Source organism: Halomonas sp. B23F22_3 (assembly GCF_043496965.1).
Taxonomy (GTDB): domain Bacteria; phylum Pseudomonadota; class Gammaproteobacteria; order Pseudomonadales; family Halomonadaceae; genus Halomonas.
In genome coordinates, this window is the sequence record NZ_JBIEKG010000001.1 from 345,955 (window position 1) to 361,181 (window position 15,227).

The window sequence follows — 15,227 nt, forward strand, 5'->3', positions numbered from 1 at the left end:
GTTTCTCCTTAGTGCGCGACGCCGGCGGCGCCATGTTCGTCGATCAGGGCACCGGTATTGAAGCGGTCGATGGAGAACGGCGCGGCGATGGGATGCATCTCGCCCTTGGCGAGACTGGCGGCGAATATGTGCCCGGAGCCCGGGGTGGCCTTGAACCCACCGGTGCCCCAGCCGCAGTTGAAGAACAGCCCCTTGACCCTGGTCTTGGAGAGGATCGGGCAGGCATCCGCACAGGTGTCGACGATGCCGCCCCACTGGCGGTTCATGCGCACCCGCGAGAAGATCGGGAACATCTCGACGATGGCCTGCAGGGTGTGCTCCACGGTGGAGTAACTGCCGCGCTGACCGTACCCGTTGTAGCCGTCGATGCCGGCGCCGATGACCAGGTCGCCCTTGTCGGTCTGGCTGATGTAACCGTGCACGTGATTGGACATCACCACGGTGTCGAGCACCGGCTTGAGCGGCTCGGAGACCAGCGCCTGCAGCGGATGCGACTCCAGCGGCAGCGTGAGACCGGCCATCTTGGCCACCACGCCGGAGTTGCCTGCCGTGACACAGCCGATGGTCTTGGATTCGATATCGCCGCGATTGGTGTGCACGCCATACACCTGGCCATCGTGAATCTTGAAGCCGGTGACCTCGGTGTTCTGCAGGATATCCACCCCCAGGGCATCCGCCGCCCGGGCGTAGCCCCAGGCCACCGCATCGTGACGCGCGACGCCGGCGCTCTTCTGCCAGGAGGCGCCGAGGATCGGATAGCGGGCACGCTTGGAGGTGTCGATGACCGGCACGATCTCCTTGATCTGGTCGGGGGTGATCACCTCACTGTCGACGCCGTTCAGCCGGTTGGCATGCACCCGGCGCTGGATATCGCGCATGTCCTGCAGGGTGTGGCCCAGGTTCATCACGCCACGCTGGGAAAACATCACGTTGTAGTTGAGGTCCTGGGACAGCCCCTTCCACAGATCCAGCGAATGGTCATAGAGGCGTGCCGCCTCGTCCCACAGGTAGTTGGAGCGCACGATGGTGGTGTTACGCGCGGTATTGCCGCCCCCCAGCCAGCCCTTCTCCAGCACCGCCACGTTGGTGATGCCGTGGTTCTTGGCCAGGTAGTAGGCGGTGGCCAGGCCATGGCCGCCGCCGCCGACGACGATGACGTCGTACTGTTTCTTGGGGGTGGGATTGCGCCACTGGCGCTGCCAGTTCTCATGGTGGCTGAGTGCGTGCTTGGCCAGCCCGAAGCCTGAATAGCGTTGCATGTCTCTCTCCTGAAGCCGCTGCGGAATCGTTAAGGCGATCAGACCGCTGACGCGGCATCGGCCTGGGCAGGGGTCTGGCGATTCGTGGCGGCAGATTCGCCATAGACCGGGTGGCGTCCGCAGAGCGCGGCCACCTTCTCGCGCACCTCGTCCTCCACGGCACTGGTATTACCGCGCTCGGCCAGGACATCGAGGATGTCGCAGATCCAGCCGGCCAGATCGCTGCACTCGGTCGCATCGAAGCCGCGGCTGGTCACCGCCGGGGTGCCGATGCGCAGGCCGGAGGTCACGAAGGGGCTCTGCGGGTCGTTGGGCACGGCGTTCTTGTTGACGGTGATATGGGCACGGCCGAGTGCCGCGTCGGCGTCCTTGCCGGTGACGCCCTGCTTGATCAGCGAGACCAGGAAGAGGTGGTCGTCGGTGCCGCCGGAGACGACGTCATAGCCGCGCTCCAGGAACACGCCGGCCATGGCGCGGGCGTTGTCGATGACGCGCTGCTGGTAGCGCACGAACTCCTGGCTCATGGCTTCCTTGAAGGCCACCGCCTTGGCGGCGATCACGTGCATCAGCGGACCGCCCTGCTGGCCCGGGAAGACCGCGCCGTTGAGTTTCTTGTAGAGCGCCTCGTCGCCGCTGGCGGAGAGGATCAGGCCACCGCGCGGGCCGCGCAGCGTCTTGTGGGTGGTGGTGGTGACCACATGGGCATGGGGAACCGGGCTCGGGTAGTGACCGGCGGCAACGAGCCCGGCCACGTGGGCCATGTCGACCATGAACCAGGCGCCGACCTCGTCGGCGATGGCGCGGAAACGACGCCAGTCGACGACCCGCGCATAGGCGGAGAAGCCGGCGATGATCAGCTTGGGCTTGTGGCTCTTCGCCAGGCGCTCGACCTCCTCATAGTCGATCTCACCGGTCTCCGGGTTCAGGCCATACTGAACGGCATGATAGTGCTTGCCCGAGAAGTTCGGCGCGGCCCCGTGAGTCAGGTGGCCACCGTGAGCCAGGCTCATGCCGAGGATGGTGTCGCCGGGCTTGACCATCGCCATGAACGCCGCGGCATTGGCCTGGGCGCCGGAGTGCGGCTGAACGTTGGCGTAGTCGGCACCGAACAGATCACAGGCGCGATCGATGGCCAGCTGTTCCACCACGTCGACGTGCTCACAGCCACCGTAGTAACGCTTGCCGGGATAGCCTTCGGCGTACTTGTTGGTCAGCTGGGTGCCCTGGGCCTCCATCACCGCACGGCTGGCATAATTCTCGGAGGCGATCAGTTCGACATGAGCCTCCTGGCGGATCACCTCGTCGGCGATAGCGGCGGCGATCTGGGAATCGAAGTTGGCGAGACCTACCTGGTTCATGACTGACTCCTGTTGTTATCGATGTCGGGCGAGGTGTAGCTCGAATCTATCGCCAACCCACAAGAAGGAAAAATTTGAAATCCTTATGCGTGGATAACCGCCACACAGCATGTCTCTCTGGCACAAGGCGTACCCAGCCTCCCGTTTTACTGCCACGATAATGGTGTCATGATGCATTCAGATGCTCAGATTACCTGCTAGTGTCTCGCCACTTACTGAAGTCGGCACTTCTCGAAGGGCCGATAGCTTGATAGAACATGAGATTTTGCCAAGATGACCAACATTCCTACTGATCTTCTAAGAACCTTTGTGACTATCAATGACCTCGGCGGATTCACCAGCGCTGGCGAGCTACTGGGCCGATCACAACCCGCTATCAGCCTGCAAATAAAGAAACTGGAAGAGATCCTTGGCACCAAGATCTTCCTTAGAGGCGCCAGCCTTGAGCTCACAGAAGACGGAGAATATCTATATAATTCGGCCAGAAAAATACTGGAAATCAATGATCAGATCATCGCCAAGGTAAGAGGCGAAAATATCTCAGGAAAAGTTCGACTTGGCATTCCCAACGACTTCGAACTAGCTTTTCTTCCCAAGGCATTAAGAAAACTTTCGCGTGTTTATCCCAACATCATCGTCGAGGTCGACTGCGAGATCAGCAAGGTCATTCTCCAGCGCTACCAGAAGGGACACTACGATATTGCCATGGCCATGGAGCGCGAGAAGGAGCATGAAGATAGAGACTCTCGCGACTATCGCCTGGAAAAACTTGAGTGGGTGTTCAAGGAAGACCATCTGGTCCGCGAAACAGATAGTCCGCTTCCCCTGATTGCCTACCCTCATGGCTGTATCTATCGCTCGATGATGGAGGAGGCCCTGCAGAGCCAGGAGCACCCCTATCAGTTCATGTATACCAGCACCAGCCTGCTAGGCATCTTCTCTGCCGTGGAGGAGGGACTTGGCATCACCGCCATGGCCAGTTCCGTAATTCCTGTCCACCTCAAGCATGCCGTAAACACGGATTCGCTGCCTGGCCTGGAGCGTGTCTGCATCGGCCTTTACTACAAGGAGCCCGAATTAAATGTCGCGTCCCGCCATGTGCTCGATTTCCTGAGGACGGGAATCGCCAATATCTAGCCCACTCCAGAACCGTCGAAGGCAGGTGGCCCGACAGCGATAACAATCGGCTGTCGGGCCACCTGCCTTCTGCTAACGGCTACCCACCATCCCATCGCCAAGCGAGCTTATCGACAGGAGTGATGGACAGTCTGGCATCAGGAGCTCAACGCCCCCGGCTTCATTTCGCTGGCGGATACCGTTCGGATATCCCCCTCCTCGTTAACCTTGAGTTCTACATCGGGATCGGGATCGTTGACCACCATTTCCAGCTCCCTGGTCGCCCTGTCTCGACTACTAAGGCGCCGTATGGTGTTCACGATCATCAGCAGAATCACGATGGAAAAGGGGAAGGCTCCGATGATGGTACCGGTCTGAACCGTATCGACCACCCCACTGCCGCCCAGGGTGAGCAGTACCGTCGCCACCGCGCCGATGCTGAGCACCAGGACCACGCGGAACCAGGCGCCTGCGCGCTTCGGTGCGGAAACAAAGTCCGCCAGGGCATAGGTGCCGGCATCCAGCGATGTCACGTAATAGGTAGCCACCAGAACCGTTGCCACGACAAGCAGCAGGCTACCCACCACCGGTATGGATTCCAGCATCGCAAAGAGCCCGCTGGCGACATCCGCATTCACCGCATCGGAGATACCACGGCCGCTCTTGTCGTCATAATAGATGGCTGCGGAACCGAGAACGCCGATCCAGAGCATGACGATGAATGAGGGAATGATGGTGACACCGATAACGAATTCACGCAGCGTGCGACCACGCGAGATCCTGGCGATGAAGCCGGCCACGAAGGGGGAGAAGGCAATGACCCAGCACCAGATGAACACGGTCCACCAGCCATTCCAGCTTTGCTGCCAGGAGGTCAGAGGCTCGGCCGTGCTCGGGGCATCGGTCCAGAAACTCATGGGAACAAAGTTCGTGAAGTAGGAGCCGAAGGTCTGGGTGATATTGGAGATGATGAACAGCGTCGGGCCGAAGATGAAGGCGGCCACCACCAGCACGACACTCAGGATCGAGTTCGTCTCACTGATCAGGCGCATTCCCTTGCTGATACCGAAGAAGGCCGATATGGCCGCGGCGGTACCGAGACCCACGATGACAAACAGCCAGATGGTGGGCCCGGAGGTCACGCCGGTGAATGAGGTGAGACCCGCAGTGAACTGCATAGCCGCAAAGGCAAAGGAGGTAGAAAGCCCCAGGATGGTTGCCATGATAGCAAGCAATTCGACAACCACACCCGCACCACCACGCGCCCAACGCGGCAGCAGATCCACCGTCGCCTCGCGGAAGGTAAGGGTCTTGCCCAGATTGTGGTGCGAATAAGCGAGACACACCGCGACGACGCAGTACATGGCCCAGGCGGTGAAGCCCCAGTGGAAGTATGCCCAGACGATACCACCGCCCGCCACATTGCCTTCCATTGCCTCGAAGACCGGGCTGGAGTCACGCAGCATGATGGGCTCGGCCACTGACCAGAAGATCAGGCCGATCCCCTGACCACAGGCGAACAGCATCGAGTACCAGGCGAAGTTGCTGTATTCGGGCTTCGCCTTGGGGCCGCCCAGCCTGACCCGGCTTCCGACCTTGCTGAACACCAGCCAGCCGCATACCGCGACGGCAAAGAGCGAATAGAGGATAAACAGCCAGGTGAAGCCACCCGTGACATAGGTCCTCATGTCGAAGATGACCGAGGCAACGCCATCGGGGTTACGAAGTACCATCAGGATCAGCGCAATGATGGCGATGGGAGGGGCAAACTGGATGACCAGTCGGCCGAGGGGGGGCAGGTCTCGTCCCGTGAATCGTGGGACCGTTACCGGTTCTTTATCTGACATCTTGATACCTCGCTATTATTGTACTTGGCATCATCCCTGACATCTCGGGCCCCGAGGGTGGTTCGGGGCCCATGACAGTGAATCAGTTCAAGTGCGACACGATTCCCGATATACACTCCTCAAGAATCATTTCTCCCTTCTCCGGCGTCGACTTGAGCGGAGACGACAGGGTCCCGGATGGTGCTACCCAGGAAGGATCGGGGGGAAAGACATCGTAGGGAGGGAAGGTGGCCGGCTTCACGTCGACAGCCTTCGACATATCGACGAGCTCAGGGTGAAGCTTGAGCATGATCGACGTTTCCAGCACGCCGCCATGCTCAACGGCCCAGCCTGTGAAACCGTCGGGGAACACCTGCTCGATGGTCTCCTCGCTGATGAAGTCCCAGTAGGAGAGCAGGTAGATCTTGATCGAAATGCCCTCCCCCTTGCATTTGTTGACCAGCCTATCGGCGGCCTCACAGAGGTGCATGGAGTTCTCGAAGTGGCCATTGATCAGGATGAATTCTCGATTCCCATGGTTGACATAGGCCTGCAGCACATCGAACACATAGTTTTCCAGCGAGGCGCCTGATACGCAGGTCGTGCCGGGAAAGAAGTTCCCTCCTCCGGACTTCACCTGTGACTTGTATCCATAGCTTATGGCGGGTGCGACCAGCATTTTGCTGCTTCTTTCCGCCACTTTCTCGCCAATATGGCCGGGAATAAGCACATCGGGGTTAAGCGACATATGGGGCCCATGCTGCTCGATAGCCCCCACCGGGAGGATGATTCTGCACTGACCACTTTCCGTCAGCGATTGGTAGGTTACCCAGTCAAGGTTCTCTATCTTGACACTGCTCATCTCGGTTCTCCCCGCACGTTATCGTCAAGAAGGGGGAGCAGAGCTCCCCCTTTGTAGTCAATATATTACTTGATGATATTGTGCTCCGGGCCATACGGGAAGCCGGTGATATTCTCGGCCCCATGCTCGTTGACCACCAGGATATCGTGCTCGCGATAGCCGCCGGCACCGGGCTGCCCTTCCGGCACGGTGATCATCGGCTCCATCGAGACCACCATGTTGGGCTCGATCACGGTCTCGATGTCCTCGCGCAGCTCCAGACCCGCCTCGCGGCCGTAGTAGTGGCTCAGGGTGCCGAAGGAGTGGCCGTAACCGAAGGTGCGGTACTTGAGCAGGTCATGCTTGGCGAAGATCTCGTTGAGCTCGTGGGCGATGTCACAGCAACGCACGCCAGGCTTGATGAGCTCCTGGCCGCGGCGATGAACCTCGCAATTCACCTCCCACAGCCGCAGGTGTTCGTCGGAGGCATGGCCGAGGAACAGGGTGCGCTCCAGCGCGGTGTAGTAGCCCGAGATCATCGGAAAGGTGTTCAGGCTCAGGATATCGCCCGGCTGCACGCGACGACTGGTCACCGGGTTATGGGCGCCGTCGGTGTTGATACCGGACTGGAACCAGACCCAGGTATCCATCAGCTCGCTGTTGGGGTAGGTCTTGGCGATCTCGCGCACCATGGCGGCCTGACCGGCCAGCGACACTTCGTACTCCGGCACACCGGCGTAGATGGCATCGCGCACGGCCACGCCGCCCACGTCGGCGATGCGGGCGCCCTGGCGAATCAGCGCGATCTCCTCGGCCGACTTGACCATGCGCATCTGCATGGTGGGCACCCCTGCGTCGACCAGCTCAACGTCACCCAGCGCATCGAGGAGTTTCTGCTTGTTCTGCAGCGTCATGTGGTCGAACTCGATGCCGACGCGACGCTTGCCTTCGCAGAGCTGCTTGACGGCCTTGAAGAAGTTGTCCTTCTGCCAGTCGGTGTAGACGATATTGTCGCCCAGACGATTGCGGCGATACGGCTGCCCGCCGTCGATGTTGGCGGTCACGGTGGTAAAGCGATCCTGGGTCACCACCAGGCCGTAGTCGCGGCCAAACTTGCAGTAGACGAAGTCGCTGAAGTAGTTGATGTTGTGATACGAGGTCAATACCACGGCCTCGACACCTTCGGCCGCCATATACTGGCGTAAACGATCCAAACGACTCTGCATCTCGGCGTCAGAGAAGGTGGGTACGACCTTGTCACCGTTGGGAATCTCGATCAGCGATGGAAGTTGCATCTTGTTATCTCCTTCGTCTTTCAAGCGACAATTGCCGCGGGTTTGTAACCGATCTTTATTGTCATTCCAGGCCCACTCTCATCCTTCAGTTCGCTGAACTGCAAGATGGAGAGTCGATATCTGGCCTCGAGAATTTTCACCAGCCTCATGATGTGACCGAATTCGTGATCGTCGGCGAGAAAATCGACGCCCAACATACGAATCCCGAGACAAGTCACCTCATAGATCTCCGCCACTCGCATGAAGGTTTCGATATCGCGCTTCAACATCCTGATGTCTTGTGGCGCTTCGCAAGCGGTCGCCATGCGCAAGACCAATCTCCAATGTTTCATGACGTGACCTCCTGCCGGTATCGAAGAATATGGCCAGCGGCGCGAGGCAATACCAATGACTAGTGCAAATCGGCCCATTGGTGAGGGTAATGCCGAGAATTTTCCGTGGTGCGTGTGCCATTCCCCCGCCTCTTCGCATCGGTTCGCGGGTCGGGGGCTTATCCACCGTCGTCGATCGCCTCCCCCGGCTGGCAGGGAAAGCAACACGACCCGCGGGGGCTTTGGTGGGGAAATCGAACGAAGCGCCGACGACGCTCAAGAGGGCTGGGCTGGCTGGATGGGTTCCGTTGAGGGAGGCGCTCGGGAGTGAGGCTCACCTCACTCCCGAGCGCAGAGCTCGTGCAGCCAGTCGCGGCAGGCCGCGAGGGCGGGGTTGCCCAGGGCATCGGCCCGGTAGGCCAGGTAGTAGTCGACACCGGCCGGCAGCCAGGGCTCGAAGGGGGCCACCAGCCGCCCCGCCCGGAGTTCCTCGCGGACCAGGCTGAAGGGCCCCAGCGCCACGCCCCGCCCGGCTACCGCCTCCATGATCGCCAGATACCAGACGCTGAAGCGCGGCCCCGAGCGGGCGTCCACCTGGGGCGCGTCGGCCATCGCCAGCCACTCGCGCCAGCCGGTCACCGGGGGGCCGGGGTGCGGGTCGAAGATGTGCAGCAGCCGCTGGCGGCCGAGGTCGGCAGGTTCGGCCAGCGCCCCTTCGCCCTCGAGCAGCGCCGGCGCGCACACCGGCGCCAGGGTCTCGCGCAGCAGCAGCTCGGAGACCACGCCCGCCTCCCGCGACGGCCCCAGGCGCACCGCCAGATCGACGTCCTCCCGGCGCAGGTCGACGTTGCGCTCGGTGGCGCCGATGCGCACGTCGACTTCCGGGTGGCGCGCATTGAACTCCCAGAGCCGCGGCACCAGCCATTGCGCACCCAGCGACGGGGTCACGTTCAGGGTCAGTACCTGGCCGGCCTCGCGGCTCTGCAGCACGCGCGTGGCCTGCTCCAGCCGGTCGAAGGCCTCGCTGAGCTCCGGCAGGTAGCGCTCCCCCGCCTCGGTCAGCTCGAGGCCGCGGGCATGTCGGGCGAACAGCGCCACCTCCAGCCAGGCCTCCAGGGCACGCACCTGCTGGCTGACCGCCGAGGCGGTGACATGAAGCTCCGTGCCGGCGGCGGCGAAGCTCTCGTGGCGGGCGGCGGCCTCGAAGGCGCGCAGGCCGTTGAGGGGGGGCAGTCGGCGCATGGGTGACCCTTAGTTTTTCTTGTGCATCGATGTAGCAAATCGCGTTTGTCAGCATAGCACCGGGGCCCTATTTTACCTGCCTGCGTCGTCTTCGGCGCCCAACCGACAAGCCCCACTTTTTCTTTCGTCAGGAGCCGCCCATGGCGATCACGGCCCCCCGCCCCGGTACCACCACCGTCTCCGCCGCCTGGAGCCTCTGGGCGCTGCTGCTGGGTGTCGGTCTGCTGATGCTCGGCAATGGCCTGATGGGCAGCCTGCTGGGCATGCGCGCCGCCGAGGAGGCCTTCGGCAATACCGCCACCGGCTTCATCATGTCCTCGTACTTCGTGGGCTTCCTGGCCGGCTCGACCCTGACGCCCCGCAAGCTGCGCGAAGTGGGCCACATCCGGGTCTTCGCGGCGCTGGCCTCGATCACCTCGATCGCCATCCTGGTGCACGTGATGGTCATCGATCCCTGGATCTGGGCCGGCATGCGCCTGGTCACCGGCTTCGCCTACGCCGGGCTCTACGTGGTGACCGAGAGCTGGCTCAACGGCTACGCCTCCAACCAGCTGCGCGGCCGCCTGCTGGCGTTCTACATGGTGATCAGCTATCTCGGCATGGGCGGCGGGCAGCTGATGCTCAACCTGGCCGACCCCAGCGGCGTGATCCTCTTCCTGCTGGTCTCGATCCTGGTGTCCCTGGCGCTGGTGCCGATCCTCTTGAGCCACACCCCGCAGCCGGACACCAGCCAGCCCGAGTCCATGAGCCTGCGCCGGCTGTGCCGCCTCTCGCCGCTGGGCACCATCGGCTGCCTGCTCACCGGCATCGCCAACGGCACCGTGTTCGGCATGGGGGCGGTCTACGCCACCCGCTCGGGCATGGCGGTGGACGAGGTCGCCGCCTTCATGGGCGCCTTCATCCTCGGCGGGGCGCTCCTGCAGTGGCCGCTGGGCAAGCTGTCGGACAAGACCGACCGCCAGAAGGTGATCGTGGTGGTGGCCGGCCTCGCCACCCTGCTGGCACTGGCCGGCCTGACGGTCGGCGCCGACGCGCCGCTGCTGCGGATCGCGCTGGGAGCGGCACTGGGCGGCACCAGCCTGACCCTCTACTCGCTGTGCCTGGCGACTGCCAACGACGACCTGACCTCGAGCCAGGTGATCGCGGCCAGCAGCAGCCTGGTGCTGGCGCTGGGCATCGGCGCCACCCTCGGCCCGGTCAGCACCGGCCTGCTGATGGAGTGGCTCGGCCCCGGCGGCTTCATGTGGGACATGGCGGCGATCCACGCCCTGCTCGTCGCCGTCGGCCTCTACTGCCTGGTGCACTTCCCGAGCGGCGCCTCACAGACCCACGGCCACTATGTCGCCATGCCGGCCGGCAGCGCGGCGCTGGGCAGCACCTGGGCCGAGGAAGCCGCCAACGAAGCCGAGCAGCTGGTGCTCGATCTCGAGGGCGAGGCGCTTTCCACCGCCGAGGCGACGACGGGGATCGACGACGCCTGGGCGGATCACGAAGCCCCCCGCATGGCGGCGCCATAGGGGGCCTGGAGCGGCATGGCCGACGTCCCGATGGCCAGAGGCATCGGGACGGCTACCGCGTCGACTAGAGCGCGCGCTGCGTCGACTGCACTTCCTGGCCCTGTCCGGTGCCGACGGCAGCGTGCAGGCCATGCCGGGCGAGCCTCCCGCCAGCACCTCGCCGGCCTGATCGCGTCGGCTCCCCCCGCAACGGCGACGCCCCTGGCGTCGCCGTTGTCGTTTCCGACTCGCCTGGAGAGGCCCATGGCCCCGCCCAGGGGCGGCATGGGACGGGCGAGAAAAAGCCCGCGGCCTTCATGGCCGCGGGAAAGGATCGGTACAGCAGTCGAGACGGGCCCGTCAGGCGCCGGGCCCGTTCATCAGAACCAGACCTCGGTCTGCACGCCGAAGGTCCACTGGCTGCCGGTGAAGCCGTCGCTGCCCAGTGAGTCGTCGTCCGCGTAGGCGTTCAACTCGTCGTCCCAGTCGCTCCAGGAGGCGAAGGCGCGGATCTCGGGCCGCTGCCAGAAGCCGCCCACCTGGGGCTTGAAGGTCGGGGCGATGGTGAATCTGGTGTAGTCGCCCTCGACGGCGGTGCGACCGTCGAAGCCCTGGGGGTCGAGGTCCATCCACTGGTAGCTGGCCTCATACTGCATCTCGAAGTTCTGGGTCAGCTCGTTGGCCAGGCGCACGTTGAGGGTCGCCCAATCATACTGGTCGCCGTCGACGTAGCGATCATCGCTGGTCTCGGCGAGTAGCGCCGGGGCCACTCGCCACTTGGGGGCCACATAGGTGGTGCCATAGAGGGCCAGGCGGGTCGAGGCGGCGTCGTCGGTCAGCTTGCCGTCGGAACCGAGGCTCTTGGTCTCGGCGCCCAGGCCCTGGCCGTATAGCACGGCGGCTTTGAAATTGCCCTCGTTGATCCCGAAGAAGCTATCGCCATGGTAGGCCACCATGGTATGGAAGCCGTTCTCGGCGGCCTTCTGGCCTTCGCCGATATCGCGCTCATCTAGGTCGGCGGCGGACATGCCGTTGAGCATCCACTGCCAGTTGCCGAAGTAGTTGTTGGAGGTGAGGATCAGGTTGTCGGTATCGCCGCTGTCATCGCCTGGCGACTCGCGTGTCACGGGGAAGTCACTGAAACTGCGACCGTAGAGCGAGAGGTTGGATTTCCAACTGTCGGCCAGCTGCATGTCGTAGATACCCGCGCCGGTACCGGACAGGAAGACGATGTCGCTGTCGAGCCAGTGGATATCGAAGTTGTCACGGTCGAAGCGCTTTCCGGCCCAGATGGAGGCGTTCTCGAAGGCGCCGGTGAAGCTCGGCAGGTCGCTGAACTCGGCGTAGACCTGGCGCACGTTGAGGTTGGATTCGTCGGCGGTCCAGTCGTTGCTGGTGGTGGTACCGTCGGCGATCATGGTGGTGTAGCGCGCCTTGGCCCCGTTATCGAAGCGCATCCGGTAGTTGAAGATCGCCTCGGCGTAGGTGTCCGGCTCGTTGCCCAGGCGTCCCACGGCCCCGCCCTGGGAGCCGGCCGGGGTCAGGTAGGGGCCGCCCTCGGCACTCTTGCCATCCTCGCCGATCAGCAGGCCAGAGCGGGCGTAGACGTTGAAGGAGAAGCCCTCCTCCCCGCTGGCCTGGCGCTCGACCTTGGCCAGGCGTTCCTCGACCTCCTCCTGCGAGAGACCCTCCTCGGCCTGCTGTTCGGCGAGTTCGGCGCGCTGTTCGGCCGCATCGGCGCGCTGCTCGGCGGCGGCAATGCGGGCTTCCAGCTCGGCCAGGCGTTGCTCGAGGTCACTGGACTGGGCGTTGGCGCTGCCGGCCAGGGAGAAGCCGGCCGCGGCAATGGCAATGGCGAGCGGCGTCTTGAGCGTGACAGAGTTCATGGTCGTTCTCGTCCTTTGTTGTTGTCGAGGCTGCGGGCATCACGGGGGCAGGCTGCCCTGGTGCCGGACCCGGTCCGACGCGGAAGCCCACCGGGAACTTAATCGATTCAGAACTCGAACACCAATGGTACTCTGTAATATTACGACTTATGTCTACCGCCGGCTCACGAAACCCGAGAATTCCATGTAACAAAACTACAAATCGTGCACCATCCTGACATACCCTGCCTCGTGTCACCGACCACGAGGACACACGATGACCACCGACAGCCTGCCGTTCATGCTGGGCATGATGCGCCTGCACGAGACACCCGGCCTGCACGCCCCGGAACGCCTGGCCGACTGGATCGAGGCTCGCCTGGACCAGGGACTCGACTGGTTCGACCACGCCGACATCTATGGCGGCGACGGGCTCAACGAGCGCCTGTTCGGCCAGGCGCTACGCTGCCGCCCTGGCCTGGTCCGGCGTGTCCGGGTGATCACCAAGGCGGGCATCCGGATGGACCGGGGCGATACCAAGCACTATGACAGCTCGCCGGACTGGCTGGCCGGTGCCATCGACCGCGCCCTGTCTCGGCTGGGCGTCGAGCGTCTCGACGCCTTCCTGATCCACCGACCCGACCCGCTGATGGAGGCCGAGACCACCGCCCGGGTGCTGGACGATGCCGTGCGCGACGGCAAGGTGGCGGCCCTGGGGATCTCCAACTTCCTGCCCGACCAGTGGCGTCGCCTCCAGTCGGCGCTCTCCTCGCCGCTGAGGCACCACCAACTGCAACTCTCGCTGAACCACGCCAGTCCGCTGTTCGATGGCCAATTCGATGCGCTGCGCCAGGACGGCCTGGCCCCCATGGCCTGGTCGCCGCTGGGAGGAGGCGCGCTGTTCGAGGGGCAGGCCGGAAGGGCCCTGGAGAACGTCGCCGCCCACCATGAGGTCAGCCCGGCCGGGGTGGCCCTGGCCTGGCTGCGTTGCCTGCCGGGTGCGCCGGTGCCGGTGATCGGCACCTTGACGCCTGCCCGCATCGAGACTCTCGGAGGCGAGGCCGGGCTGAAGCTCTCCCGACGCGAATGGTACGCACTGCTGGAAGCTACCCGGGGGCATGAGGTGGCATGACGGGCCCCGCGCCCACACCCCCCGGCCGAAACCGCCTGCGACCAACGTCTAGGTTGATGTCCTACAGGGGCGAGGTCTACCTTTGCCGTCGAACTTAAACGTTTAAGACAAGAAGAAGGGGGCGAGCGACTCTCCGGTGCCCGGGGTGCCGGCGGGACCGACCCTCGGTTCGTCACATCGACAACAACAAGCGACGAGGAAGCCAGCATGCTCAAGAAGACTCTGATCTCCGCCATCGCCCTGGTCGGCGCTGCCGCAAGCGGCAGCCAGGCCCAGGCCGCGGAACTGACCATATCCTGCGGTGCCGTCGGCGCCGAACTGGCCCTGTGCGAGGAAGGCGTGAAGGCCTGGGAAGACGAGACCGGCCATAGCGTCAACATCGTCTCGACTCCCAACTCCTCCACCGAGCGCCTGTCGCTCTACCAGCAGATCCTCTCCGCCCAGTCCAGCGACATCGACGTGATGCAGATCGACGTGGTCTGGCCGGGCCTGCTCGCCAACCACCTGCTCGACCTCAACACGGTCATCGGCGAGGACGCCGCCGCCGGCCACTTCGACACCATCGTGGCCAACAACACCATCGATGAGCGCCTGGTGGCCATGCCCTGGTTCACCGATGCCGGCGTGCTCTACTACCGCAAGGACCTGCTCGCCCAGCACGGCTTTGAGGCGCCCGAGACCTGGGAGGAGATGACCGCCATCGCCGAGGAGATCCAGGACGCCGAACGCGCCGACGGCAACGACAAGATGTGGGGCTACGTCTTCCAGGGCCGCGCCTATGAGGGCCTGACCTGCAACGCGCTCGAGTGGGTGGCGAGCCACGGCGGCGGCACCCTCGTCGATGCGAAGGGCGAGATCACCATCGACAACGCCCAGGCCGCCGAGGCGCTGGATCTGGCCGCGAGCTGGATCGGCGACATCTCCCCGGCCGGTGCGCTCAACTACACCGAGGAAGAGGCGCGCGGCGTCTTCCAGTCCGGCAATGCGGTCTTCATGCGCAACTGGCCCTACGCCTGGTCGCTGGCCCAGAGCGAGGACAGCGACGTGGCCGGCAAGGTCGGCGTGGTCAAGCTGCCCCATGGCGCCGATGGCGAGAGCGCCGCGACCCTTGGCGGCTGGAACCTGGCGGTCTCCAAGTACACCGAGTCCCCCGAGGTTGCCGCCGACCTGTTGGCCTTCCTGACCGGCGAGGCCGAGCAGAAGCGCCGCGCCATCGAAGGCGCCTACAACCCGACCCTCGCCAGCCTCTATGAAGACGAGGAAGTGCTGGCCGCCGTACCCTTCTTCGGCACCCTCTACAACACCTTCACCAATGCCGTGGCGCGGCCCTCCGCCCCCACCGGCGACAACTACGGCCGCGTCAGCAACAGCTTCTTCAATGCCACCCACAGCGTGCTGTCCGGCGACATGACCGGCGCCGAGGCGGTCTCGCAGCTGGATAGCGAACTGTCGCGCATCAAGCGTCGTCGCTGGTAACCGGAGGTCG

12 protein-coding genes are annotated in these 15,227 nt (G+C 63.7%); 4 read left to right on the forward strand and 8 right to left on the reverse strand.

What is annotated here, in order from left to right; all coding sequences use genetic code 11:
- Nucleotides 1-8: 8 nt before the first annotated feature.
- Both ACGTNG_RS01530 and glyA read right to left on the reverse strand, forming a co-directional pair.
- Nucleotides 9-1,259, reverse strand: coding sequence for a sarcosine oxidase subunit beta family protein (locus tag ACGTNG_RS01530; protein ID WP_394575064.1), 1,251 nt, complete (start codon nt 1,257-1,259; stop codon nt 9-11).
- Nucleotides 1,260-1,297: 38 nt separating this feature from the next.
- Nucleotides 1,298-2,617 (reverse strand): serine hydroxymethyltransferase, encoded by a 1,320-nt coding sequence (gene glyA, locus ACGTNG_RS01535; protein WP_394575065.1) that lies wholly within the window; start codon nt 2,615-2,617, stop codon nt 1,298-1,300.
- Nucleotides 2,618-2,890: 273 nt separating this feature from the next.
- Here glyA and ACGTNG_RS01540 point away from each other — a divergent pair, with 273 nt between their 5' ends.
- The gene (locus tag ACGTNG_RS01540; RefSeq protein ID WP_394575066.1) at nt 2,891-3,754 is read left to right on the forward strand and encodes a LysR family transcriptional regulator; all 864 of its coding nucleotides are present in this window, start codon (nt 2,891-2,893) and stop codon (nt 3,752-3,754) included.
- 137 nt (nt 3,755-3,891) lie between these two features.
- Here the strand turns inward: ACGTNG_RS01540 and ACGTNG_RS01545 are convergent, their stop codons facing one another.
- The 5 genes from ACGTNG_RS01545 to gcvA all read right to left on the reverse strand — a co-directional run bounded on the left by ACGTNG_RS01545 (nt 3,892) and on the right by gcvA (nt 9,248).
- Complete coding sequence (locus tag ACGTNG_RS01545; protein ID WP_394575067.1) at nt 3,892-5,580, reverse strand: BCCT family transporter; 1,689 nt, start codon at nt 5,578-5,580, stop codon at nt 3,892-3,894.
- A gap of 82 nt (nt 5,581-5,662) precedes the next feature.
- Nucleotides 5,663-6,421: a creatininase gene (locus ACGTNG_RS01550; RefSeq protein WP_394575068.1), complete on the reverse strand. Its 759-nt coding sequence runs from the start codon at nt 6,419-6,421 to the stop codon at nt 5,663-5,665.
- A 65-nt stretch (nt 6,422-6,486) separates the two neighbouring features.
- Entirely contained in the window at nt 6,487-7,695 is a 1,209-nt protein-coding gene (locus tag ACGTNG_RS01555) for a M24 family metallopeptidase (protein WP_394575069.1), read from the reverse strand.
- Nucleotides 7,696-7,715: 20 nt separating this feature from the next.
- Nucleotides 7,716-8,027: a hypothetical protein gene (locus ACGTNG_RS01560; protein ID WP_394575070.1), complete on the reverse strand. Its 312-nt coding sequence runs from the start codon at nt 8,025-8,027 to the stop codon at nt 7,716-7,718.
- 318 nt (nt 8,028-8,345) lie between these two features.
- Entirely contained in the window at nt 8,346-9,248 is a 903-nt protein-coding gene (gene gcvA / locus ACGTNG_RS01565) for a transcriptional regulator GcvA (RefSeq protein WP_394575072.1), read from the reverse strand.
- Between the two features lie 140 nt (nt 9,249-9,388).
- Between gcvA and ACGTNG_RS01570 the strand changes: the two genes are divergently transcribed.
- Nucleotides 9,389-10,765 (forward strand): MFS transporter, encoded by a 1,377-nt coding sequence (locus ACGTNG_RS01570; RefSeq protein WP_394575074.1) that lies wholly within the window; start codon nt 9,389-9,391, stop codon nt 10,763-10,765.
- A gap of 359 nt (nt 10,766-11,124) precedes the next feature.
- On the opposite strand, the gene ACGTNG_RS01575 is transcribed toward ACGTNG_RS01570, so the two are convergent.
- Nucleotides 11,125-12,630 (reverse strand): carbohydrate porin, encoded by a 1,506-nt coding sequence (locus tag ACGTNG_RS01575; protein ID WP_394575075.1) that lies wholly within the window; start codon nt 12,628-12,630, stop codon nt 11,125-11,127.
- 256 nt (nt 12,631-12,886) lie between these two features.
- On the opposite strand from ACGTNG_RS01575, the gene ACGTNG_RS01580 reads away from it, so the two are divergent.
- Both ACGTNG_RS01580 and ACGTNG_RS01585 read left to right on the forward strand, forming a co-directional pair.
- Entirely contained in the window at nt 12,887-13,741 is an 855-nt protein-coding gene (locus tag ACGTNG_RS01580; protein ID WP_394575076.1) for an aldo/keto reductase, read from the forward strand.
- A gap of 207 nt (nt 13,742-13,948) precedes the next feature.
- On the forward strand, nt 13,949-15,217 hold the full coding sequence (locus ACGTNG_RS01585; RefSeq protein WP_394575078.1) for an ABC transporter substrate-binding protein: 1,269 nt from the start codon (nt 13,949-13,951) through the stop codon (nt 15,215-15,217).
- Nucleotides 15,218-15,227: the final 10 nt, after the last annotated feature.

Coding starts and splice junctions, on each gene's coding strand:
- ACGTNG_RS01530 (WP_394575064.1), bottom strand. CDS start 1,259: ATGCAACGCTATTCAGGCTTCGGGCTGGCCAAGCACGCACTCAGCCAC.
- glyA (WP_394575065.1), bottom strand. CDS start 2,617: ATGAACCAGGTAGGTCTCGCCAACTTCGATTCCCAGATCGCCGCCGCT.
- ACGTNG_RS01540 (WP_394575066.1), top strand. CDS start 2,891: ATGACCAACATTCCTACTGATCTTCTAAGAACCTTTGTGACTATCAAT.
- ACGTNG_RS01545 (WP_394575067.1), bottom strand. CDS start 5,580: ATGTCAGATAAAGAACCGGTAACGGTCCCACGATTCACGGGACGAGAC.
- ACGTNG_RS01550 (WP_394575068.1), bottom strand. CDS start 6,421: ATGAGCAGTGTCAAGATAGAGAACCTTGACTGGGTAACCTACCAATCG.
- ACGTNG_RS01555 (WP_394575069.1), bottom strand. CDS start 7,695: ATGCAACTTCCATCGCTGATCGAGATTCCCAACGGTGACAAGGTCGTA.
- ACGTNG_RS01560 (WP_394575070.1), bottom strand. CDS start 8,027: ATGAAACATTGGAGATTGGTCTTGCGCATGGCGACCGCTTGCGAAGCG.
- gcvA (WP_394575072.1), bottom strand. CDS start 9,248: ATGCGCCGACTGCCCCCCCTCAACGGCCTGCGCGCCTTCGAGGCCGCC.
- ACGTNG_RS01570 (WP_394575074.1), top strand. CDS start 9,389: ATGGCGATCACGGCCCCCCGCCCCGGTACCACCACCGTCTCCGCCGCC.
- ACGTNG_RS01575 (WP_394575075.1), bottom strand. CDS start 12,630: ATGAACTCTGTCACGCTCAAGACGCCGCTCGCCATTGCCATTGCCGCG.
- ACGTNG_RS01580 (WP_394575076.1), top strand. CDS start 12,887: ATGACCACCGACAGCCTGCCGTTCATGCTGGGCATGATGCGCCTGCAC.
- ACGTNG_RS01585 (WP_394575078.1), top strand. CDS start 13,949: ATGCTCAAGAAGACTCTGATCTCCGCCATCGCCCTGGTCGGCGCTGCC.